Source organism: Pseudomonas sp. WAC2 (assembly GCF_030403525.1).
GTDB classification, from domain to species: domain Bacteria; phylum Pseudomonadota; class Gammaproteobacteria; order Pseudomonadales; family Pseudomonadaceae; genus Chryseomonas; species Chryseomonas luteola.
In genome coordinates this window covers 337,832-359,715 of the sequence record NZ_JAUEPD010000003.1, presented here as the reverse complement: position 1 = coordinate 359,715, position 21,884 = coordinate 337,832, and the positions used below count along the sequence as shown (strand labels likewise).

Sequence of the window (21,884 nt, the reverse complement as noted above, 5' to 3'; positions counted from 1 at the left end):
ATGATCGTATGTCGTTTTCTTCTCCGGCGGAGCTTGAAGCCCGCCTGCGTCTGCATAATCTCCCTGAAATTGGTCCGCGCCGCTTTCACCATCTGATTCATGCCTTTGGCAGTGCTTCGGCAGCGCTTAGTGCGCCGGCTTCCGCCTGGCAGGCATTGGGTATTCCAGGCGTCTGCGCAGACGCACGCCGTACGGCTGAAACCCGTGAACTTGCAGCCCATGCCCTCGCCTGGCTAGAAGGCGAACTTCACCATGTGGTGTGTTGGGATGATCCCCGCTATTCCGCACTACTGGCCGAAACCAAGGGGGCGCCGCCTCTGCTCTATGTAGCGGGAGCCGTGGAGCTGCTGGAGCGGCCCCAGCTCGCCCTGGTCGGCAGCCGCCAGGCGAGTGCCTATGGGCTTGATAACGCTCGCCGGTTTTCCAAGAGCCTTGCGGCGGCAGGTTTCTGCGTAACCAGCGGCCTTGCGCTCGGTGTCGATGGTGCAGCTCACGAAGGTGCGCTGGAAGCCAGCGGCGCTACGATTGCTGTATTGGGCACAGGACTTGAGCGACTCTATCCTCGTCGCCATATCAGCCTTGCTCGTCGTATCGTTGAGCACGGTGGCGCGCTGGTATCGGAGCTACCCTTGGATGCAGTACCCAACGCCGCCAACTTCCCTCGGCGTAACCGTATCATCAGCGGGCTTTCACTCGGTGTACTGGTGGTCGAGGCCAGTCCTTCGAGTGGCTCCCTGATCACAGCGCGGCTGGCAGCAGAGCAAGGACGCGAAGTGTTTGCCATTCCCGGCTCGATTCACCATCCAGGCGCACGTGGCTGCCATCAGTTGGTCCGTGAGGGGGCGCAACTGGTCGAGAGTATCGAACATATTCTGGAATCGCTCAGAGGGTGGCAGGCACCGTTTGGACAGTCGTCCCTGCCCTTGATGAATGAGCCCGAACCAGCAGATGTTCCACGTGAAACGCATCCTTTGCTGGACGTACTGAGGGCTTCCCCCCAAAACAGCGAGACGCTTGCCCAGCTCAGCGGTTACGAGGTTTCTCATTTGCTGGCCGAGCTGACGGAGCTTGAGCTGGATGGCCGTGTGGCCCGTGAAAATGGACTTTGGGTCTATCGAGCGTGACGGGTCAGTCTCGGTTAAACTCGTGATCTTTTTATGGACAGGAGTGAACCGATGCTCAGCTGCTGGCGCGTTCAATATGCTGCTCACGTCATACGTCACGGCGGTGTAATCGCCTACCCGACCGAGGCAGTCTGGGGCCTGGGATGTGATCCCTGGGATGCGGCTGCGGTCTATCGGTTGCTGCGTATCAAGCAGCGCCCGCTGGAAAAGGGTTTGATTGTAGTGGCCGACAACATCAGGCAGTTCGATTTCCTGCTGCATGATCTGCCCAAGGAATGGAAGGACAAACTGTCGAGCACATGGCCGGGGCCCAATACCTGGCTGGTGCCGCACCAGAACCGCTTGCCGGGCTGGGTGACGGGTGTGCATCAAACGGTGGCGTTGCGTGTGACTGACCATCCTCTGGTGCGTGAACTGTGTGCCTTGAGCGGCCCGATCATTTCTACCTCCGCCAACCCGGCGGGACGTCCGGCCGCCCGTTCACGGCTTAAGGTTGAGCAGTATTTTTCCCGAGAGCTGGACGCCGTGCTGGGCGGTGCGCTGGGTGGTCGCAGAAGCCCCAGCGTTATCCGCGATCTGGAAACAGGTCAGGTCTTTCGTCCCTGATAGTAGAGCTGACCTCTGTGGCTAAATGGTCAGCTCCGGGGTTCGTCAACAAGCATATGACGGACCCGGTTGGCCAGTTCATCGATCAGGAAAGGCTTGCCGATTATGTCGGTACCTTCGGTCAGACTACCCTTGGGCTGGACGGCTTCGCCCGCATAGCCGGTCATGAAGAGAATCTTCAATGTCGGGCGTGACGCCCGAGCCCGCTCGGCCAGTTGCGTACCGCTCATGCCGGGCAGGCCCACATCGGTAATGAGTAGATCCACCGGCGAGTCGGATTCCAGGATAGCCAGGGCCTCATGTGCATGGTGAGTATCCTGGGCCGCGTATCCCAACTCATTGAGTACTTCAACCACGAGCAGGCGAACGGCCGAGTCATCACCCACGACCAGAATGGACTCGCCGTTTCCTGGCGCTACGACCGCTTCGACTTCCTCTTGATCCAGAGACTCGGCTTGAAGTGCACGGGGGAAATACAGGGTAATCGTTGTGCCTTGCCCTACTTCGCTTTGCAAGGTGACATGGCCGCCGGACTGTTTGACGAAACCATAGATCATCGACAGACCCAGGCCTGTGCCCTGCCCGATGGGCTTGGTGGTAAAGAACGGGTCGAAGGCCTTGGCTACAACTTCCGGACTCATGCCGGTACCGCTGTCCCGTACCGTTAGCGTGACGTAGTGACCTGGATTCAGATCTTCCAGCGGATGGGTTGCCTCATTGAAAAAATGGCCTGTCTTGAGTACCAAGGTACCCCCGTCAGGCATTGCGTCGCGCGCGTTGATGACCAGGTTCAACAGGGCGTTTTCCAGCTGGTTGGTATCCGATAGAGCATGCCAGAGGTAGGGATGCAGCTGGGTGATGATTTCGATGTGCTCGCCGAGGGTTCGCCGGACCAGATCTTCCAGCGAAGTGACGAGGGCATTCAGATCGATGGGCTGAGGATCGAGTGTCTGACGACGAGCAAAGGCCAGCAGGCGTTGCGTCAATGTGGCAGCACGATGAGCCGAGACACTGGCGGCCTCCATGTAGCGCTCCAGCCCTTGAAGCTGCTGGCTGCCAATTCGGCGCTTCATGATTTCAAGCGAACCAATGATGCCGGTCAGCAGGTTATTAAAGTCATGGGCAATACCGCCGGTGAGTTGCCCGACCGCTTCCATCTTCTGCGACTGGCGTAGGGCTTCCTCGGTCTGCTTGAGCATGACCGCCGCCTCCACTTCAGCCGTGACATCCCGCGCAAAGACATAAACCTGTCCATCCTTGTCGGCCGTGGCCTTCCAATCGATCCAATGCCATTCGCCTGAGCGGGCTCGGTAGCGGCTGCGAAGGCCATTGATCGTCTCACCGATCGGGAGCTGTCGAAAATACTGTGTAGGCGATGGATCGTCGGGATACTCGAGACGGGAAGGCTCAAATGCCAGCAGCTCCGATTGGGACCAGCCCAGCTGGCGCGTCCAGGCCGGGTTCAGGCTTTGCCAGCGCTCACGCGCGAACACACCCAAGAGATCGTCAGACAGTGCCCAGGTGCGGTCGCGTTCGGCGGTTCGTTCGGCAACCCGTTGCTCCAGGGTTTCGTTCAGCTGGCGCAAACGCTGCTCGACCTGGCGAATCTCGGTGATGTCTGTGTGTACGCCTACCCATTCGACAATGACGCCCTCTTCGATGACCGGGATTGCCCGGACCGAAAAGATCCGCCACTTGCCGTTCTGGCAACGCACGCGCTGTTCGTCGTGAAAGGTCTTGCGTCCACGTAGAGCAGCACGCCACCGCTTGAGCGAGCGAGGCGCATCTTCGGGATGCAGCGCGCGGGTCCAGCCCGTGCCCTGATATTCCTCATACGTCTGGCCCGTCAGAGCACTCCAGGCGGGCTGTTCTCCAATCATGCGGCCCTTGGCGTTGTTGGTCCACAGCACCCCCTGAACCGCATCTACCGCGGCGCGGAACCGCTGGTTGGACAGGTGCAGCGACGCTTCGGCCTGCTTGCGCTGGGTAATGTCCACAACCACGGCACTGACATACTGAGGCATGCCCTCTGCGTCGTGGGCCAGCGAGACGTGCAGGCTGGTCCAGACATGGGAGCCATCCGGCCGCATATAGCGCTTGTCGACCAGATAGGACTCCCCCGTCTTGAACATCTGCTGGGTCAGCACCTTGCTGGTCTGGCGATCTGACGGATGCGTCAGTGCATCGACATTACTGCCGATCAACTCTTCTTCGGAGCGCCCGAGAATCTCGCAGTAGCGTGCATTGACGAGCACGATCGTGCCGTTGAGGTCCGTCTGGCAGATACCGACCGCAGCCTGGTTGATCAACGTGGACAAGCGGTTGGTACGGTCCTGCAGAGTGGCTTCAGCCTGAAGCCGATCTTCGATATCGATGGAAACAGTCACCGAGGCGATGACCTCGCCTTCGGAATTACGCACGGGCGCGCTGGAAACTTCAAATGTGCGAACGGTCCCGTCCGCGCGCCGATAGATCATGGGCTCCGGTGGTATGGGATTTCCAGAGGAAAGCGCTCGTACCGTCGGGTAGTCCTCAATGGCATAGGGTCGGCCATCAGAATGAACCGCTCCCAGATGCTTGTAGCGATGCAGACTCTCCCCGCCCGGTGTAATGCCAAGCTGGTTCTGAATCTGCTTGTTCAGCATCAATGAGCGCCCGGTGCCCGCTTCGGAGATGGAAATACCCAGAGGGGCCTGCTCCAGGACGCTGGTCAGCAAGCCACTTTCGAGCTGTAGCCGGGCTTGGCTTTGTTGAAGTTGATCCTGTGCCCTGGCCTTTTCGATGGCGACCGACGCGAACTGCGCCAACTGTACCACAATGGCTTCGTCCGCCTCATCGAACTCACCCGTGAACTTATCCGAAAGCTGGATCAGACCCAGATTGGTGCCCTGATGGCTGATCAACGGGACCGCCAGCCAACCGCGCATGGGTGGATGTTCATTGACATAGGTGCCAAAGTTCTTCCAGCGCGTATGCGCTTCCAACTCGGCCTGGGTCATGCGCACGGGCTGATTGGTCTCGCAGACCATGGCATAGATGCCACCGCCGCTGGGCAGGGCGTCGAGATGGCGCCACTTCGCGTATTTCTCGGAAAGCGACACGCTGGTGATGGATTGGCTCCAGTCTTCACCCTGGGTCATGCTGACTACGGATTGGTGAGCCCCAACGATCAGGCGGGCCTGCTCGGTAATGGCGTCCACGGTGGTTTTCATGTCGGGCGCCGAGGTAATCGCCCGCGTTGCTTCGGCCAATGCCTTGAGCTGGGTCACGCGGCGGCTGAGCGTGTCAGTCAGATGATCGCGGTCGCGCTCGGTATGCAGGGATTGGGTTCGATCCCGCAGGGTCAGCAGAAAGCCGAGATGAAGGTCGTCTTTCATGAGCGGTACGGTTCGCGCACTTCCCCAGAACTGCGTGCCGTCGCGGCGTACATACCAGCGCTGGCTGTTCACATGACCTTTCGCTCGGGCCGTTTGCCGTTCCTGATGAAGAATGGGACCGATGAGGTCTTCGGCGTTGAGCAGGAACTCGACGGTCTTCCCGACCGCCTCGGCCTCGCTCCAGCCGAACAGCGTCTGGGCACCGGCATTCCAGCTGGTCAGTCGCCCGTCCAGGTCTGTGGTAATGATGGCGTAATCCGTAGCGCTGTCGAGGATCGCAGCGAGGAGGGCTTGATGAGGCATACGATCGACACAGGCTCCAAATCAGCGGTACTACGGAGGAGGCAAGCCAGGCTTGCCTCCTTTCCTGCAATTATGACCGTTCCAAGATCAGAACGGTTGACCCCGTTGTTTCGCGGCCTGCCAGGGCACGTTGCGCCTGGGCGGCTTCGGATAACGGGTAGCGTTGGTTGATCTCGATCTTGAGCGTACCGTTGGCGACCAGGCCGAAGAGTTCGTCTGCCATGGATTGCAGCCGTTCTGGCGTATCGGCATAGCCTGCCAGGGACGGACGTGTGACAAACAGCGAGCCTTTCTGGTTCAAGATCGCCAGGTTGACCCCTGTCACAGCGCCAGACGAATTTCCAAAACTGACCATCAGGCCACGCGGTGAGATGCAGTCCAGCGACGCCTCCCAGGTATCCTTGCCGACACTGTCATAAACGACCGGACACTTCCTGCCATTGGTCAGCTCAAGGACTCGCTTGGCGATATCCTCTTCCTTGTAATTGATTGTCTCCCAGGCGCCCAGGCGACGGGCATGTTCGGCCTTGGCCGCAGAGCCCACAGTGCCGATCACGCGCACACCCAGCGATTTTGCCCACTGACAGGCCAGGGAGCCGACGCCGCCCGCAGCGGCATGAAACAGGATGGTTTCGCCCGCTTCGACACGATAGGTCTGGCGCAGTAGGTACTGGACGGTCAGCCCCTTGAGCATGACCGCTGCCGCCTGCTCAAAGCTGACGCTTGCAGGCAGGTGAACCAGATTACGCTCCGGCAGGGTGTGGACCTCGGCATAGGCGCCCAGCGGGCCGGTGGCATAGGCAACCCGATCTCCAACCTTGAACCGCGTTACGCCACTGCCGATGGATTCGACGATCCCTGCGCCTTCACTGCCCAGCCCGGATGGCAAAGTACCAAGGGGATACAGGCCGCCCCGGTAGTAGGTATCGATAAAATTGAGTCCGATGGCCTCATTGCGGACACGTACCTCGTTCGGCCCTGGTTCGGCAGTTGTGAAATCGACATATTCGAGCACTTCCGGGCCGCCGGTGCGGCTGAACTGGATACGTTTTGCCATGGGGATTTCCTTGTAAGAATAGTGGCTGAACCTTAATCCAATCCCTTGCAGAGGCCTGCGTCAACCGGCAAAGCACCCTCCGGTGGTATGATTCAGGACTTTCTTTACCCTGCCCTACTCCAGGTGATGACCGTGAAAGACCGAATCGAAGCCGTAAAGGCATACCTGCTCGATCTACAGGATCGCATCTGCCAGTCCTTGGAAGCGGAGGATGGTCATGCCCGGTTCATGGAGGAGGCCTGGACACGCCCTACCGGCGGCGGTGGTCGTACGCGTGTGATTGGTGAAGGTGCCGTCATCGAAAAAGGCGGTGTGAACTTTTCTCATGTCCACGGCGACAGCATGCCGCCTTCGGCCAGCGCCCATCGTCCTGAGCTGGCAGGTCGTAGTTTCGAGGCCATGGGCGTCTCGCTGGTGATCCACCCTGAAAACCCGAATGTACCCACCTCCCACGCCAATGTGCGTTTCTTCATCGCTGAAAAAGACGGTGAAGAACCGGTCTGGTGGTTTGGTGGCGGTCTGGATCTGACGCCTTATTATGGTAACGAGGAAGACTGTATCCACTGGCACCGGGTGGCACGGGATGCCTGTGCGCCATTCGGTGAAGACGTCTACCCGCGTTACAAAGCCTGGTGTGATCGTTACTTCCAGATCAAGCATCGAAACGAGCCGCGTGGAATCGGTGGCCTGTTCTTCGATGATCTGAACGAGTGGGACTTCGAGACCAGCTTTGCCTTTCTGCGGGCTATTGGTGATGCCTACCTGAACGCCTACCTGCCGATTGTACAGCGTCGTCGGAACGAGCCTTTTACCGAAGCACAGCGCGAGTTCCAGGCCTATCGTCGCGGCCGCTACGTGGAGTTCAACCTGGTCTATGACCGCGGCACCCTGTTCGGTCTGCAATCGGGCGGCCGTACCGAGTCGATCCTGATGTCCCTGCCACCCATTGTGCGTTGGGGATATGACTGGAAGCCGGCGCCCGGTAGCGAAGAGGCTCGTTTGACCGAGTACTTCCTGACCGACCGTGACTGGTTGGCTGATACCTGATACCGACCCATTGATCTTTGCTTCAAGGACATCCCATGGACCGTTATGCCGTCATTGGCAACCCTGTCGCCCATAGCAAGTCGCCTGCCATTCATAGCCGCTTTGCCGAGCAGACAGGACAGGCCATGCGCTACGACACCTGGCTTGCGCCGCTTGGCGAGTTCGAGCGCAGCGCGCGTGAGTTTTTTGCCGATGCGGCAGGCGCCAATGTGACGGTCCCGTTCAAAGAGGATGCCTTTCGATTTGCCGATGAGCTGACTGAGCGTGCCCGACGTGCCGGTGCGGTCAATACGCTAAAGAAGCGGGAAGACGGGACCTTTCTGGGCGACAACACTGACGGTGCCGGACTGGTTCGTGATCTGACGGTCAATGCAGGCCTGTCCCTGACTGGCAAGCGTATCCTCATCCTGGGCGCTGGTGGTGCCGTACGTGGCGTGTTGGAGCCCATTCTGGCGGAGCGGCCTGCGGCCCTGGTCATTGCCAATCGGACCGAGAGTAAGGCCATACAGCTGGCGCGTGAATTTTCAGCGCTGGGAATGATCGAGGCGGCAGCGTTCAACCTTGAGGCGGAGCCGTTCGACCTGATCATCAATGGCACTGCTGCCAGCCTTTCCGGCGATGTTCCCCCTATCACCTCTACCCTGGTCCGCGCTGGGGTAACCGTTACCTACGACATGATGTACAGCAAGGAGCCAACGCCCTTCTGTTGTTGGTCAGCCACACACGGCGCAGTACAAGCCCTGGATGGTCTGGGTATGCTGGTTGAGCAGGCTGCCGAAGCATTTTACCTCTGGCGCGGCATACGGCCGGAGAGCAGCCCGGTATTGCATGAACTCAGACAGCAGCTAGCGGCGTCCTGATTAGAGCATTGCGTCCTCTGAATAGCTTTATTAGGAGACCTGCTGCTGGCGATTGTGGATAAGTAATGCCTGTACAAAACGATCCGAACGTTATCCAACGCTGAAAATGAATATTGCGGCAGGCCTGTTATGTCTGACGGGATTAATCGCTTGCAGATAAAAGTCAGGTGCACTAAGCGGAAGTAGCAGTGGAGGCGACTATAGCGCATGTGGATAAGATCTGGCTCCAGTGCAAGGTTGGGAAGATATCCACAGGATTAATGTTGTCTCTATTTACGCTTGAAGTGTTGCTGGAAGGTATTTGCGGCAACCAGTGCCCGGCAGCGTAGCCAGGCACTGAATTGAATATCAGTTCAGCAATGTGGCATCCAGGCTGATCTTGGCGTTCAGTACCTTAGAGACCGGGCAGCCTTCCTTCGCCTTGTTGGCGATGGCCTGGAATTGGTCGTTGTCGATGCCTGGGATTTTGGCCGACATGGTCAAATCAATCGTCGTGATTTCGAAGCCTTCGCCTACTTTATCGAGCGTAACCACTGCCTTGGTTTCGATACGCTCGGCTGTAAAGTTCTCCATCCCCAGCATCATGGAAAAGGCCATGGAGAAGCAGCCCGCATGCGCTGCGCCAATCAGCTCCTCAGGGTTAGTGCCGGGCTGGTCTTCGAAGCGAGTGTTGAAACCGTAGGGATTTTCCTTCAGCGCGCCGCTGCCTGTGGAAATCGTACCTTTACCGTCCTTCAAACCACCTTGCCATACAGCAGATGCTGTCTTTTTCATGGTTCCTCTCCTGTGGATGACTCGAGTTATATGTGAAATCGGATGCTGGGCAAAGTTCGTTGGAGGGTGCGGCGAAACGTAAGGCGTACAGGTGGTGTTCATCAGGGTAAGGTAAAAGGGCCGGAGCAAATGGCCAGGGTTGTGGTCAGCCTATGACCTGCCTTTTCTCCGGTCTGATTCATTTCAAGGAGTCGTTATGGACTATAAGAACCTCGGGTCTACGGGCCTGAAAATCTCTCCGCTGTGCCTGGGCTGTATGACCTACGGCGTGCCTGAACGTGGTAATCATCCATGGACGATGGGCGAAGAAGAGAGTCGCCCGCTACTCAAGAAAGCCCTCGACATGGGCATTAACTTCTTTGATACCGCCAACGCCTATTCCGATGGTACCAGTGAGGAAATCGTCGGTCGGGCGCTGAAGGACTTTGCCCGGCGTGACGAGATTGTGCTGGCCACCAAGGTCTATTTTCCGATGCGCAACAAGCCCAACGTGGGCGGCCTGTCACGTAAGGCGATCTTTGCCAGTATCGATGCCAGCCTCAAGCGCTTGGGCACTGACTACGTGGACCTGTACCAGATCCACCGCTGGGATTATGAAACGCCCATCGAAGAAACCATGGAAGCGCTGCACGATGTGGTGAAGGCGGGTAAGGCGCTGCATATCGGTGCGTCCAGCATGTACGCCTGGCAATTTGCCAAGGCTCTGCACGTGGCGGATCGAAATGGTTGGACCCGTTTCGTCACCATGCAGAATTATGTGAACCTGCTGTATCGCGAAGAAGAGCGCGAAATGCTGCCGCTCTGCCTTGACGAAGGCATAGGGGTCATTCCCTGGAGCCCCATGGCCCGTGGAAGGCTGACCCGAGATTGGGATACCAGCAGCGCACGCGTTGAGAGTGACGAGTTTGGCAAGAGCCTGTATGCCAATACGGCCGATGCCGACCGCCGTGTGGTTGAGCGTGTGGCCGAGATTGCCAACGAGCGTGGCGTACCGCGTGCACAAGTGGCACTGGCCTGGGTTGTGCAAAAACCGGGCATCAGTGCACCCATCATTGGTGCGTCCAAACCGCAGCACCTCGAAGACGCTGTGGCCGCCCTCTCGCTCAACCTGACCGCCGAAGAGATCGCCCGCCTTGAGGAACCTTATGTCCCTCATGGTGTGGTCGGTTTTGCCTGATCACGGTCTTTCCGGTACGACACCTGTCGTACCGGACCTACCGCGCCATTACCTCACCCTATCGGTTTCATAGTCACTAAAAAGAGCCAGGTTACTTTTAATAACTGCCTTAAAGGCGTAAAGTGAGTTTCTTGATGTAATCACGCTCAGCGAGGTTGCCATGGACGATTTTAACAAGTCCGCTACCGGGCGCCGCCGACTGAAAAACCACGACTGCCCTATCCGTGATGTGCTGGACCGTGTAGGCGATGCCTGGTCGGTACTGGCTGTTTTCAAGCTGGACAGCGGACCACTGCGTTTCAATGAACTCAAGCGTCAGATCGATGGCATTTCCCAACGAATGCTGACCGTCACGTTGCGCAACCTGGAGCGCGATGGATTGATTACCCGAACGGTCATTCCCTCAACGCCGCCCCAAGTGGAATATGCCCTGACCGGGATCGGGCAAAGCCTGGTCATTCCCATCAGAGCCTTGGCCGATTGGGCCGCTCAATCGCAGCCGATCATTCAGCAGGCGCGCGATACCTACGATCTGGCCGTGCGGCAGCGGCAAATTGAAGAGCCTGCCGCGGCTAACGAGGAGACTTCTGCATGACTCAACTCAAAGACACTGCCATTTCCGTTCTGGACCTGGCGCCGGTACGGGACGATGGCAACGCCGCCCAGGCTCTGCACAACTCACTTGACCTTGCTCGCCATGCGGAGCGGCTGGGCTATAACCGATTCTGGGTCGCTGAGCATCACAACATGGACGGTATCGCCAGCTCGGCCACGGCCGTTCTGCTCGGTTACCTGGCGGGTGGTACATCCACGATCCGCATCGGCTCCGGTGGCATCATGCTGCCCAACCATGCCCCTCTTGTTGTGGCCGAGCAGTTCGGCACGCTGGATGCTCTGTATCCGGGCCGTATCGATCTGGGGCTTGGTCGTGCGCCTGGGTCCGATCAGATGACCGCCCATGCGCTGCGTCGCGATCGTTTGGGAAGCGCCGATGACTTCCCTTCCGACGTAGAGGAGCTGCAGTACTTCCTGGGTCCACGACAGGAAGAACAGCGGGTAATCGCCGTGCCGGGTGTCGATAGCAACATACCGATCTGGCTATTGGGGTCGAGCCTGTTCAGTGCTCAGCTGGCGGCTGCCAAAGGTTTGCCGTATGCCTTTGCATCCCATTTTGCGCCACGCTATATGCATGAAGCGATTCGTCTGTACCGTGAAAACTTCCGCCCTTCCGAGGTGCTGGACAAGCCCTATGTCATGCTGGGTGTTCCGCTGGTTGCTGCAGACAGCGACGAGGAAGCCAATTACCTGGCAAGCACGGTTTATCAGCGCGTCCTGGCATTGATGCGTGGCCAAAGCCTAGTGCTTCGCCCGCCGGTTCGAAACATGAGTCCTGAATGGTTGCCTCATGAAAAAGACGCTGTGCTGAACATGCTGGGCATGGCGATCATTGGAGGACCAGACAAGGTACGCGAGCGGGTCGATTTGCTGCTTGAGAAGACCGATGCCGATGAATTGATTTTCACCTGCGACGTGTATGAACATGCTGATCGACTCAGGTCGTATCAGATTCTGGCCGAACTTAAAGGCTGATATAAAAAGGGCGCTACAGCGCCCTTTTTATTAACACTAAAATTAATAAAGCTGATATCAGTGCATCCCAAAGAGATATCAATAGGCTATTAAATTAGTATTAACTAGTTAGCGCGCTACTTATCTGCAAAATTCTGTTGCCAGAACTGTTCGAAGGCTTCTTTCCACTCGGGTAATTGCACACCCCAGTTGGTCTGAATACGTGAGCAATCCATTCGTGAATTAGCTGGGCGTTTCGCTGGAGTGGGATACTCATACGTGGCAATAGGATAAAGCCGGGCACGTAAACGGCCTTGCTCTTCAAGTTTCTGAGCAATCGTTTCGGTAAAGCCAAACCAGGATGTCTTGCCAGTCGAGGTAAGGTGGTAAATACCCCAGGGGCCTGGGTTCCCCATGGCAATGCGACTCACGATGTGAGCAGTGGCTGCCGCGATTGTATCGGACCATGTCGGTATGCCGATCTGATCGTCTACAACGCGCAACTCGTCTTTTTCCTGCAGCAGGCGATGCATGGTACGAACGAAGTTATGGCCATCCTGGGAGTAGACCCAACTGGTTCGTAGAATCAAATATTGTCCACCTACGGCCTGTACCGCCTGTTCGCCAGCCAGCTTGCTTTCGCCATATACGCTGGTGGGATAGGTAGCATCTTCTTCACTATAGGGCCCGTTCTTGTCACCATCAAACACATAGTCGGTCGAATAGTGGATGAACGGAATGGCTCGTGCCACGGCTTCCTCCGCCAGAATCCGCGGTGCCTCTGCGTTTACCTTGAAAGCCATTTCGGCGTCGGTCTCAGCCTTATCCACAGCTGTATATGCAGCAGCATTGATGATCAGGTCTGGCTGCACACGTCGAACGGTTTCACGGATAGCTTCTTCATTTGCAAGATCCATGGCATCACGACCTAGGACAATAAGTTCATGGCCGGTTTTAAGGTTTCTTTGCAGCGCTTGAGAGACCTGACCGCTTCGACCTGTAATTAAAATCTTCATAGTTCTCCAGCCTGATCGAGCGGTACTAATCAAAAAGCAGTGAGCTAGTTAATTACGAACCCGATAGTGGTTGGTTTAATAATGAGCGACTGATGCTCAATTATTGCCCAACAGTAAATCAATGTGATGGTCGCTATGTTGAACGCGTTTAAAAGTTAAGCAAACTTTAAATAAAGCGAAAAACACAGAGCACCGCAGTTTATAAAAAACCAGGGCGATAGTGTGCCTGCCTATACGGGCAAGGCCAGAGGCGGGGCGGAGCGCTATGGCGGCGTGGGCAGCCAGAAAAGGAGATTGGTCATAAAACGTGCCAATAACAGCGTGCTTAGTCGGCGAACACTAACACACCTTTGTGACGGTTTGTCAGCAAAGTTGTTTCAAGACAGACAAACCTTTACAGAGGCTGTTGAAAGGCCATGAAGTTGGCAGAAGAAGCGGGCCTAGTACCTTGAGGCTTGTGAGTTCCATGGCAAGGCCGCTCTTCTTTGATAAGGGTCAAACCGGCTTTTGTACCAGTGCAAGGCCAGTCATTTCCCGAAGACTTTCAAGTGTGAGGCCTTCGACGAGTTCGCTGGCATACACGCGGCCGTCAGCAATATCGAAAATAGCCAGATCGGTATACACACGAGATACGCAGCCTACGCCCGTCAGCGGGTAGGTACAGTGCTCGACCAGCTTGCTTTGCCCGGCTTTGGTCATGAGATCCATCATGACAAAGACCTGCTTGGCACCTATTGCAAGGTCCATAGCACCCCCTACGGCAGGAATCGCATCAGGCTCGCCGGTGTGCCAGTTGGCCAGATCGCCTGTGACGGATACCTGGAAAGCGCCGAGCACGCAGATATCCAGATGGCCGCCGCGCATCATTGCAAACGAATCCGCATGGTGAAAAAACGCACCGCCTGGCAGCAGGGTGACAGGCTGCTTGCCAGCGTTGATCAGATCAGAATCTTCCTTGCCCTCCTCTGGCGCCGGACCCATGCCCAGTATGCCGTTCTCGCTGTGCAGAAAAATTTCGCGGTCAGCCGGCAGGTGGTTGGCCACTAGCGTCGGCAGTCCAATGCCCAGATTGACGTAGGCCCCTTCCGGGATGTCCTGGGCGACTCGGGCAGCGATCTGGTTGCGGTTGAGTCTGTTCATTCCTGATCTCCTGAAACACGAACGACGCGTTGCACAAAAATGCCTGGCGTAACGATGATTTCCGGATCAATCTCGCCCAGCTCCACAATTTCACGGGTTTGCACGATGGTAGTCTTTGCGGCTGTCGCCATGATGGGACCAAAATTGCGGGCAGCCTTGCGGTAGGTCAGGTTGCCCCAACGGTCGGCACGGTCCGCGCGAATCAGAGCAAAGTCGGCATGAATGGGATATTGGATAACGTAGTGCTTGCCGTTGATTTCACGTGTTTCCACGCCTTCGGCCAGAATCGTGCCGTAGCTGGTCGGCGTGAAAAAGGCGCCGATACCGGCACCCGCAGCGCGGATGCGCTCGGCCAAATTGCCTTGCGGCACTAACTCCAGTTCAATTTTGCCGGCACGGTAAAGCTCGTCGAATACATAGGAGTCGGTCTGGCGTGGAAATGAACAGATGATTTTGCGAACCTGACCTGCCTTGAGCAGGGCTGCCAGGCCTACATCGCCATTGCCCGCATTGTTGTTGATGATGGTGAGATCTTTCGCACCGTGCGCTATCAACGCATCAATCAGCTCAGAAGGCTGTCCGGATGGGCCGAAGCCGCCAATCATCACGGTGGCACCATCGTGGATGTCTTCCACCGCCTGGCTCAGGCTCTCGACAATCTTGTTGATCATTGTATGTCCTCATTCAAGGGTCTCGCTGTTGCTCATGCACCAGCCGAGGAGGTAAGCCGCATGCACCGAGCATATGCGATTGCATCCCTTGAAAAAGGTGGTTGTGTCCGATAATCGGACACAAAACGCTTCATATGTGCGTTTATCGATCGGCACCCGTATTAGTACGCTGTTGTAAGGCAAGTAGACCATCTCAGCATTTCAATACGGCCTTTGGAGAATTAACCGGCACAGCGCTGGTCATTTTAATGACTTACACAAATGCGATGATGGCAAAAGGCTCTAGGTCAAGCATTGGCAATTAGGTTACCCAAATATTTGTGTGCACTAATTCACGGTATTGTAGGGAAATCTGAATCATTCCTGAACACGGGAGAATCGGTTAAGCAAAAAACATTGTGATCCTAAAGTTTCCTTTTACTGTGTCGACTTACTAAAGAGGCCACAGGAAATTCGGCTTTCGCGCTAACGCTATCAACACAAGGGATTTGAATGAATATTCTTCAGGAAACACTGAATGAGCTATCTTCACTCCGCGTCCAGTATTGGACGTTTTGTACCCAAAGAGCAGCATGTCTTTTGGGGTGAGCGAGTCAGCGAGCTGCTGCAGATCGTTGCGATCAGTCACGGCTTTGATTTGATGCGCCTTGGCGCAAGCGAGGCATACCGCCTCAAGGGCTTTCTGGATACGCTCGAACAGAATGACTATCCGGAACTGGCCGACTGGAATGACCGAGTTTTTGCCTGCACCCGCCTTACGTGCCGGGTCGAGCTTGAGAAGTACATGCTGGAAGGCATGCCTAAGTCCTGACGTACCCCCCTCTCCTTTCTGGGCTGCCCGCCTGATGTGGCAGCCGGACGCTCATGGTGAAACTGCCTCTTCTTCAGCCGATGCAGGTTTGGTCAGGCGCATCGAGGTCAGATATAGCGAAAATACCAGGACGAAGGCACCCAGAAGAAAGCCGACATAGGGAATCCTGAAGGCAATCAACAGGGCGGCCGCGGCACCGCTGGCTGCTGCTGGGATGGCTCTGAACACATCGAGCTTCAAGGTAAAGGGTTTGCGGCATTCGGGACATAATCGGCTTCCATCCGATTCAGGAGGACCGAAAACTGCAGCGTGGAAGGCGCTGATGCTTTGTTTGCAGTGGGGGCATTTCATGCTGAATTCCTTTTCAAGCAGTCAGGCAGGTTAACTGCATCCTGAAATCCTACGCGCGCTCCGAAGAAAATGGGGAGCTGCCGTGCAGACCTGTGAGCAGGTTCATGTAAATAAGCATGGGTTTGTGCTAAAGCCACAGGCCGTTAGCTCAAGTGCCTGGACTATGTTTTCGAACGGATAGGACCCTCTGGACTGTCGATCGTTTCTGGCCTTATTACGTCTTGTTGCCTTGGCTGGACCAGCCCTGCTTCAAAACGTCAGTCACGGTATTGCCCGTCCCTGCCGTCGCCAGGATATGCTGGCATAGCCTTTCGTCTAAAAATGTATAAGGTGACTCAACGCTTACAGGCGCGCTCTGAAGCGAGCCTTCTTCTTCCTGCGCATCGAAGCGGTTTCGCTGGAATGGTTTCAGTAGAGGCACTCCAGCGCAGCGGCTCAAAGTGACCCCGTCAGAGAGGTCTTTTGGATCTGTCCAGTCCTAGTCGTATTGCTGCCCATCGGCATGTGCCGGGCGGACGAAATGCTCTCACCAACCCTTTTTACCTTGTTGCAGAATCCCTTGGCAGGCAGATGAGCCCTTTCCCTTCAGGTGGCGCTGTCTGCCTTTAGCGACAGGCCCGGCTAAGCGGGCTGTGAACACAATAACTAAAAAGGGTGGTAGCGATGGAGCACATTCTCAAAGCAGCCTTCGGCTGCCTAAGCGAAGCCGAGCATGTCCGACATGAGTTGATCGCAAAAGGCGTAGCCGGTCGGCATATCTCACTTTCAGCCTCTCGAAATGAGACGGCAGGTTCTTCCACAGGTTCGCTGGGTGAACGAATCAGCCATTTCTTCTGTTCACTTTTCGACCTGGCCGATGATGAGCCCGCGCGCGAGGCCATTACCGAGCACTTGACTGTCCTGACGGTCACGCTTACCGAGTATCAGCAGCAGGCCGTAGTCGAGGCCGTGCTCGCGCAGAACGGTGCAATGAGCGCCCATGCCCTGACGGATGACTATGCCATTTCCAGTCACTATCCAAGTTCGGCCTGTACGCTCGGCATGGGTTCCTTCGCCTTGGCCGGTCAGGTGCCACAAGAGGCGACAGGAGGCCGGTTCGTGCCGACCCAGGCGGAAGAGGAGGCCTGGTTGACCAAGCCTCCGCTGGAGCTGCCCTCGCTGTCTCTCTCATTTGCCAAGCCCTGATCACAGGATCAGGGCTTGCAGGGCTAGGTGCGCAGTGCTGCCATGGCCTGGCCGAGATAACGCTGGATATCGTCTGTCATCCAGGTGCCCTCAGCCAGCTGCGGTTCGCAGGCATGGGCCTGACGCAGTTTATGGTGGGTCTCGGGATTTGTGCCTGCATAGGCGGTAAACAATGCGGTCCAGCGTTGCGCCAGCTGCAGCGCCTCTGGAGAGTGGGGAGGCAGTCCGTTATCCATAATGCGGCGTAGATCGGCCAGAAGCGGTAGCCATTTCGGGACCTGCTCGCCATAGCTTGCCTGCATGAAGGCGAACTCTTCGGGTGTGAGATACCGTTCATAGATCGCAAGCTTGCCGGCCGTGAAGGCCTTCAGGATAAAGCGGGTCATCTCGGTGGTGACACCCGTCTGCTCCTGTAGCGGGGCCTCCTGGCGGAACAGCTCGTTGAGCCGTATGGCCAGGGCCGGGTTGGTTGATGTATTGCACTCCAGGAGCGTCATCCAGCGCCGTGCCAGCGACTGTGCTTGAACGGACTCAGGGGGGAGCCCTTGTTGGAGGAGCTGATGGGCTTCCTGCACCAGTGCGCGCCAAGCCTGCTGGTTGGCGGGAGTGTAGAAAGGCAGATCATTCAGGTCTTCAGGGGCGAAATGCTGTTCGTACATGGTCATCAATTCCAGGGTCTTCAACCAATCGGCCAAGTCAGGCTCCTCTCCTTCACTGAGTTGGCGATGCAGGTCTGCCAGGCGATTACGCAGATTGGTTTGCTGAGTAATCTGTCGGTCCAGCCGGCGGATCTGCTGCTCGGTGATGGTCAGGAGCGCAACGTCTGGCCGCGCCAGAAGGGCTCCGATCTCGGCCAGCGACAGGCCCATGCCACGCAGGGCCTGGATCTGGTGCAGCCGGGCAATATCGGCCCGGTTGTACAGTCGGTAGCCGGCATCGGAACGCGCGGAGGGTGTGAGCAGGCCAATGCTGTCGTAATGGTGAAGAGCCCGAATCGTAAGACCCGACTGCTTAGCCAGTTCGCCCACTTTCAATAGCATCGAATTGCTCCTTTCTTCCACGTGCGGAATTGATCCTGAGGCCTCACGTTACGATAGGGTCAAGGGGGCTGTGAACAAAGACGCGGGCTGACTATTTAAATGGCCAGCCCGGAAAGACATTACCGCGTTGAGGCGGGCTCGGCCGATGAGGAAAGACGCGTGACCAGCACCCAACCCAAGCCACTTACCACGACTCCAATGGACAGCGCCACGGCCAGACGGAAGGCGCTGCCGTACACCAACGGTGCAAGCCAGCCGCTGACGATGGAAAAGAAGATCATCTGGACAAACCCCAGGACTGACGCGGCGGTACCAGACAGCTCCGGTACGCGCTCGAGGATGCGTAGCGTCATGGTAGGAATGCCCAGCGACAGGCCGAAGACGAACAGCCCGTGCGGGATGACGGCCGCATAGACATTCAGGTCGGTAGCCAGACCTGTATAGGTCAGGTTGATCAGGCAGCTCAGGCCAAGCATGGCGTAGGCAAAGCCGATCAGTCGACCGGAAGGCAATTGTGAGGAAAGCCGTGCTGCCAGAAAGGACCCGCTTGTCAATCCGATCACGATGGGAATGAACAGATAGCCAAAGTCGGTTTCGGCCAGCCCCAGTACCTGGGTGACAAAATCGGGGGCGGCGCCGATCAGGAAGGCGAAGCCGCCAAACAGGGCGCCGAAGACCACGGCGCGTGCCATGAACTGCCCGTCCCGCATGACTCGTCCGTAATTGCGCGACAGGACGCTCAGATCGAAGGCTTGTCTGCGTTCTGGCGCCAGGGTTTCGGGCATCAGGAACGCGCAGAGCGAGGCGCTGAAAACGGCAAGCGCCGCGAGGAAAAAGAATACGCCGCGCCAACCGGTGTGTTCTGACAGGTAGCCGCCAATGATCGGCGCAAAGGCCGGGGACACGCTGAAGACCATGATGATGTAGGACATGGTTTTCTGGGCCACCGGACCCTTGTAACAGTCCGTCACGATGGCCTGTCCCACCACCATTCCTGCACCAGCGGACAGGCCCTGGCAGACACGGCCTGCCAGCAGCCAGTCGAAGCTCGGGCCGAGCGCCGCGATCAGCGAGCCGGCAATGTACACCGCCAGGGCCGAAAGAATGACCCGCCGGCGGCCGAACGAGTCGGACAGGGTGCCATGCAGAAGCGTCATGAATGCGAACGCCAGCATATACAGGCCGAGCGTCAATTGGGTCTTTTCAGGTGTCAGCTGAAAATCCCGGCCGATGGCGCCAAAGGCCGGCAGGTAGGCATCAATCGACATGGGGCCGATACAGGCCAGGGCGCCGAGGATCAGCACCATCACGGGGTAGCGAGGAATAGAGGTGGTGGTCGTTTGCAAGGGGAATAACCTGTCACGGGCCACAGTGGCCCGCGTCAAACAAGGGAAACGCCTACCCCTCAGGGCAGGATGATCAGCCGGTCCGGTAGCTCGTTACGCGTATGGGTCGCCGGCAGGTGTTGCTTCAGGTGCTCACCGCATGCGTCGATACAGGTCAGAAAGCCCTGCAAGGTTTCGCCGCGACGAACCTGCTGTGTAAAGGTTGCGATGATCGACTGCCAGGTTTCGTCACTCAGCTTTTGCGAAATACCTCGGTCTACGAGAATTTCCACATAGCGTTCGGCTTCTGATACAAAGATCAGCATGCCGGTTTCCGCCTGCGTGTGGTGAAGGTTATGCTCGAGAAACTGACGGCGTGCCAGGTTGGACGCGCGCCAGCAACGCACCTGGCGCGGAATCAGACGCGTCGTGATGGCTGGAATACGGAAGATCAGACTCAGCACAATTAACGTGCCCCACTGGACCAGCAGGAGTTCATGGGGGCTCAACCAACCTGGGTAGTAATTGATTGCGCCTGGAACGATCAATGCAATGAGGCTCGCCCAGAGTAACGGGATATAGGTGTAATCATCGGCCCGTGCGGCCAGCACCGTGACCAGCTCTGCATCGGTATCGCGTTCAACGCGAGAGATGGCTTCAGCGACCTGTCGCTGCTCGTGCTCGTTGAGTAATGTCATAGAGGTCCGCTCTCCTTACCAATCACCTGAAGCCCCGCCGCCGCCAAAGCTGCCGCCGCCCCCACCAAAACCACCTCCTCCAAGGCCACCGCCTCCCGAGCGGCCACCACCGCCGAGAACACTGCCAAGGATTGCGCCGGTTAGCACCGAATTGCCTCGCCCGCCACGTCCACCACGACCGCCTCCGCCACCTTTCATCATGAACAGGATGATGACAAACAGGACGATGAACAGAATCGGGGTAGGACGATCTTCACTGTCGTGATATGTATCATCCTGTGCCGGGCGTGCCAGCGGATCGCCGCCCAGTACCTTGAGCATGGCGCTAGCCCCCTCGTTAATGCCTTGAGCAAATTGACCCTGCCGGAACGCGGGAACAATGACCTGATTGATGATCAGGAAGGACTGCGCATCCGTCAGGCGATCTTCCAGACCATAGCCGACTTCGATTCGGACCTTGCGGTCGTCACGCGAGACAAGAAGTAACGCACCATTGTCTTTGCCTTTCTGCCCGATCCCCCAATGGCGACCGAGCTGATAGCCATACTCCTCGATGGAGCGGCCTTGCAGGCTGGGAATGGTAGCAACTACCACCTGCTCGCTCGTTGCCTGCTCATGGGCCTTGAGCATCTGCTCCAGCCGGGCCTTGGTCTGGACATCCAGCATTCCGGCCTGATCAACGACCCGGCCGGTCAAGGGTGGGAAGGCAGGAACCTGCTGGGCCTGTGCCACCGCTGCACAGGCCCAGAACAGGATCCACAGCGCAAAGGCGCGAAACACCGGGCGATCAATCATTGATTGAAGTTGACCTTGGGTGCCTGATCAGCGTTGGGCGTCGTGGCTTTGAAGTTCTCGCGAACCGGCAGGTCGCTATAGAAGATCTTGTGCCAGATGCTACCCGGGAAGGTGCGAATTTCGGTGTTATAGCGCTCGACCGAGGCAATGAAATCCCGGCGGGCGACAGCAATACGGTTTTCAGTACCTTCCAGCTGGGATTGCAGAGCCATGAAGTTCTGGTTGGATTTCAGATCCGGATAACGCTCGGACACCACCATCAACCGGCTCAGGGCACCGCTCAGCTGCTGCTGGGCCTGATCGAACTGTTGAAGTTTCTGGGGATCGTTAAGCGTACTGGCATCGACCTGAATAGAGGTCGCCTTGGCACGGGCCTCGATCACAGCGGTGAGGGTATCCTGCTCCTGCTTGGCGTAACCCTTTACAGTCTCAACCAAATTCGGGATGAGATCGGCACGGCGCTGATACTGGTTTTCCACCTGCGCCCAAGCCGACTTCACCTGCTCGTCGTAGGTAGGAATAGTGTTGATACCGCAGCCGCTCAAGAGCGAAGCCAGTACGGCGAAGACCGCAATCTTCCAGCTCAAGCGTAGTCCCTGGGTCATGTACATTGCGTGTAACTCTCCGTTTGTATACCTGAATATGGGTGGCAGTCATGGCTTCGTGATGACGAAGCGTGCGTATAAATACGGATAGCGCGACCCCGCAAGAGTTCAGGCCAATCGCCTCCGCTGTTGCCACGAAAGTCGCAACCACTGCCCATTGAGGTAAGGCGAGCGAGGCTCATTATCTGGCAGACGGAACTGCCCGGAACAGGTATTAGGGTTTTGTTGCAGATGGGATAAAGAGAGGGGTAATGCAGAGGAATGGGATTACGGAGCTGCGCGGGGGTTGATAGCGGATCGGCGCAAAGGCCGCTGCGCTATCACCTGCCGGGCAGCTCCGGGAAGTTCTCGCA

General features: G+C 57.2%; 21 protein-coding genes. 9 read left to right on the top strand and 12 right to left on the bottom strand.

From position 1 onward, the window contains the following. The first annotated feature begins 8 nt into the window (after positions 1-8). Positions 9-1,124, top strand: a complete 1,116-nt coding sequence (gene dprA, locus QWJ10_RS08860) for a DNA-processing protein DprA (RefSeq protein ID WP_289925621.1) — start codon at positions 9-11, stop codon at positions 1,122-1,124. A 51-nt stretch (positions 1,125-1,175) separates the two neighbouring features. Then, entirely contained in the window at positions 1,176-1,730 is a 555-nt protein-coding gene (locus QWJ10_RS08855) for a Sua5/YciO/YrdC/YwlC family protein (RefSeq protein ID WP_289925619.1), read from the top strand. A 29-nt stretch (positions 1,731-1,759) separates the two neighbouring features. Here the strand turns inward: QWJ10_RS08855 and QWJ10_RS08850 are convergent, their stop codons facing one another. Further along, complete coding sequence (locus QWJ10_RS08850; RefSeq protein ID WP_289925618.1) at positions 1,760-5,410, bottom strand: PAS domain S-box protein; 3,651 nt, start codon at positions 5,408-5,410, stop codon at positions 1,760-1,762. Between the two features lie 70 nt (positions 5,411-5,480). Next, positions 5,481-6,467: an NADPH:quinone reductase gene (locus QWJ10_RS08845; RefSeq protein ID WP_289925617.1), complete on the bottom strand. Its 987-nt coding sequence runs from the start codon at positions 6,465-6,467 to the stop codon at positions 5,481-5,483. A 132-nt stretch (positions 6,468-6,599) separates the two neighbouring features. Between QWJ10_RS08845 and hemF the strand changes: the two genes are divergently transcribed. Next, complete coding sequence (hemF, locus tag QWJ10_RS08840) at positions 6,600-7,514, top strand: oxygen-dependent coproporphyrinogen oxidase (RefSeq protein WP_112297975.1); 915 nt, start codon at positions 6,600-6,602, stop codon at positions 7,512-7,514. A gap of 35 nt (positions 7,515-7,549) precedes the next feature. Beyond that, positions 7,550-8,374 (top strand): shikimate dehydrogenase, encoded by an 825-nt coding sequence (aroE, locus tag QWJ10_RS08835; RefSeq protein WP_289925614.1) that lies wholly within the window; start codon positions 7,550-7,552, stop codon positions 8,372-8,374. Between the two features lie 348 nt (positions 8,375-8,722). Here the strand turns inward: aroE and QWJ10_RS08830 are convergent, their stop codons facing one another. Continuing rightward, a complete protein-coding gene (locus QWJ10_RS08830) occupies positions 8,723-9,148 on the bottom strand; it encodes an OsmC family protein (protein ID WP_010796368.1) in 426 nt (141 codons plus the stop codon). Positions 9,149-9,344: 196 nt separating this feature from the next. Here QWJ10_RS08830 and QWJ10_RS08825 point away from each other — a divergent pair, with 196 nt between their 5' ends. The 3 genes from QWJ10_RS08825 (at position 9,345) to QWJ10_RS08815 (ending at position 11,915) form a co-directional block, all read left to right on the top strand. After that, a complete protein-coding gene (locus tag QWJ10_RS08825) occupies positions 9,345-10,325 on the top strand; it encodes an aldo/keto reductase (RefSeq protein ID WP_289925611.1) in 981 nt (326 codons plus the stop codon). A gap of 160 nt (positions 10,326-10,485) precedes the next feature. Next, the gene (locus QWJ10_RS08820; RefSeq protein WP_010796370.1) at positions 10,486-10,920 is read left to right on the top strand and encodes a helix-turn-helix domain-containing protein; all 435 of its coding nucleotides are present in this window, start codon (positions 10,486-10,488) and stop codon (positions 10,918-10,920) included. After that, complete coding sequence (locus QWJ10_RS08815; RefSeq protein WP_019366499.1) at positions 10,917-11,915, top strand: LLM class flavin-dependent oxidoreductase; 999 nt, start codon at positions 10,917-10,919, stop codon at positions 11,913-11,915. The genes QWJ10_RS08820 and QWJ10_RS08815 overlap by 4 nt, the downstream gene beginning before the upstream one ends. A gap of 116 nt (positions 11,916-12,031) precedes the next feature. Here QWJ10_RS08815 and rfbD read toward each other — a convergent pair whose 3' ends face one another. The 3 genes from rfbD to QWJ10_RS08800 all read right to left on the bottom strand — a co-directional run bounded on the left by rfbD (position 12,032) and on the right by QWJ10_RS08800 (position 14,721). Then, positions 12,032-12,910: a dTDP-4-dehydrorhamnose reductase gene (gene rfbD / locus QWJ10_RS08810; protein WP_289925605.1), complete on the bottom strand. Its 879-nt coding sequence runs from the start codon at positions 12,908-12,910 to the stop codon at positions 12,032-12,034. A gap of 495 nt (positions 12,911-13,405) precedes the next feature. Next, positions 13,406-14,050: a 3-oxoacid CoA-transferase subunit B gene (locus QWJ10_RS08805; RefSeq protein ID WP_122041193.1), complete on the bottom strand. Its 645-nt coding sequence runs from the start codon at positions 14,048-14,050 to the stop codon at positions 13,406-13,408. Beyond that, a complete protein-coding gene (locus tag QWJ10_RS08800; protein WP_074820994.1) occupies positions 14,047-14,721 on the bottom strand; it encodes a 3-oxoacid CoA-transferase subunit A in 675 nt (224 codons plus the stop codon). The genes QWJ10_RS08805 and QWJ10_RS08800 overlap by 4 nt, the downstream gene beginning before the upstream one ends. A 517-nt stretch (positions 14,722-15,238) precedes the next feature. Between QWJ10_RS08800 and QWJ10_RS08795 the strand changes: the two genes are divergently transcribed. Continuing rightward, positions 15,239-15,532 (top strand): hypothetical protein, encoded by a 294-nt coding sequence (locus tag QWJ10_RS08795; protein ID WP_122041192.1) that lies wholly within the window; start codon positions 15,239-15,241, stop codon positions 15,530-15,532. A gap of 51 nt (positions 15,533-15,583) precedes the next feature. Here QWJ10_RS08795 and QWJ10_RS08790 read toward each other — a convergent pair whose 3' ends face one another. Continuing rightward, on the bottom strand, positions 15,584-15,883 hold the full coding sequence (locus tag QWJ10_RS08790) for a hypothetical protein (protein WP_289925592.1): 300 nt from the start codon (positions 15,881-15,883) through the stop codon (positions 15,584-15,586). A gap of 663 nt (positions 15,884-16,546) precedes the next feature. Between QWJ10_RS08790 and QWJ10_RS08785 the strand changes: the two genes are divergently transcribed. Next, positions 16,547-17,068: a hypothetical protein gene (locus tag QWJ10_RS08785; protein ID WP_289925590.1), complete on the top strand. Its 522-nt coding sequence runs from the start codon at positions 16,547-16,549 to the stop codon at positions 17,066-17,068. A 23-nt stretch (positions 17,069-17,091) separates the two neighbouring features. On the opposite strand, the gene QWJ10_RS08780 is transcribed toward QWJ10_RS08785, so the two are convergent. The 5 genes from QWJ10_RS08780 to QWJ10_RS08760 form a co-directional block, all read right to left on the bottom strand. Further along, positions 17,092-18,108 (bottom strand): MerR family transcriptional regulator, encoded by a 1,017-nt coding sequence (locus QWJ10_RS08780; protein ID WP_289925588.1) that lies wholly within the window; start codon positions 18,106-18,108, stop codon positions 17,092-17,094. Positions 18,109-18,227: 119 nt separating this feature from the next. Next, positions 18,228-19,454: a multidrug effflux MFS transporter gene (locus tag QWJ10_RS08775; protein ID WP_289925585.1), complete on the bottom strand. Its 1,227-nt coding sequence runs from the start codon at positions 19,452-19,454 to the stop codon at positions 18,228-18,230. 59 nt (positions 19,455-19,513) lie between these two features. Beyond that, positions 19,514-20,131 (bottom strand): TPM domain-containing protein, encoded by a 618-nt coding sequence (locus QWJ10_RS08770; RefSeq protein ID WP_019366508.1) that lies wholly within the window; start codon positions 20,129-20,131, stop codon positions 19,514-19,516. Positions 20,132-20,146: 15 nt separating this feature from the next. Further along, positions 20,147-20,926, bottom strand: coding sequence for a TPM domain-containing protein (locus QWJ10_RS08765; RefSeq protein ID WP_289925583.1), 780 nt, complete (start codon positions 20,924-20,926; stop codon positions 20,147-20,149). Next, a complete protein-coding gene (locus QWJ10_RS08760) occupies positions 20,923-21,537 on the bottom strand; it encodes a LemA family protein (RefSeq protein WP_019366510.1) in 615 nt (204 codons plus the stop codon). Before QWJ10_RS08760 ends, QWJ10_RS08765 begins: the two co-directional genes overlap by 4 nt. Positions 21,538-21,884 lie beyond the last annotated feature (347 nt).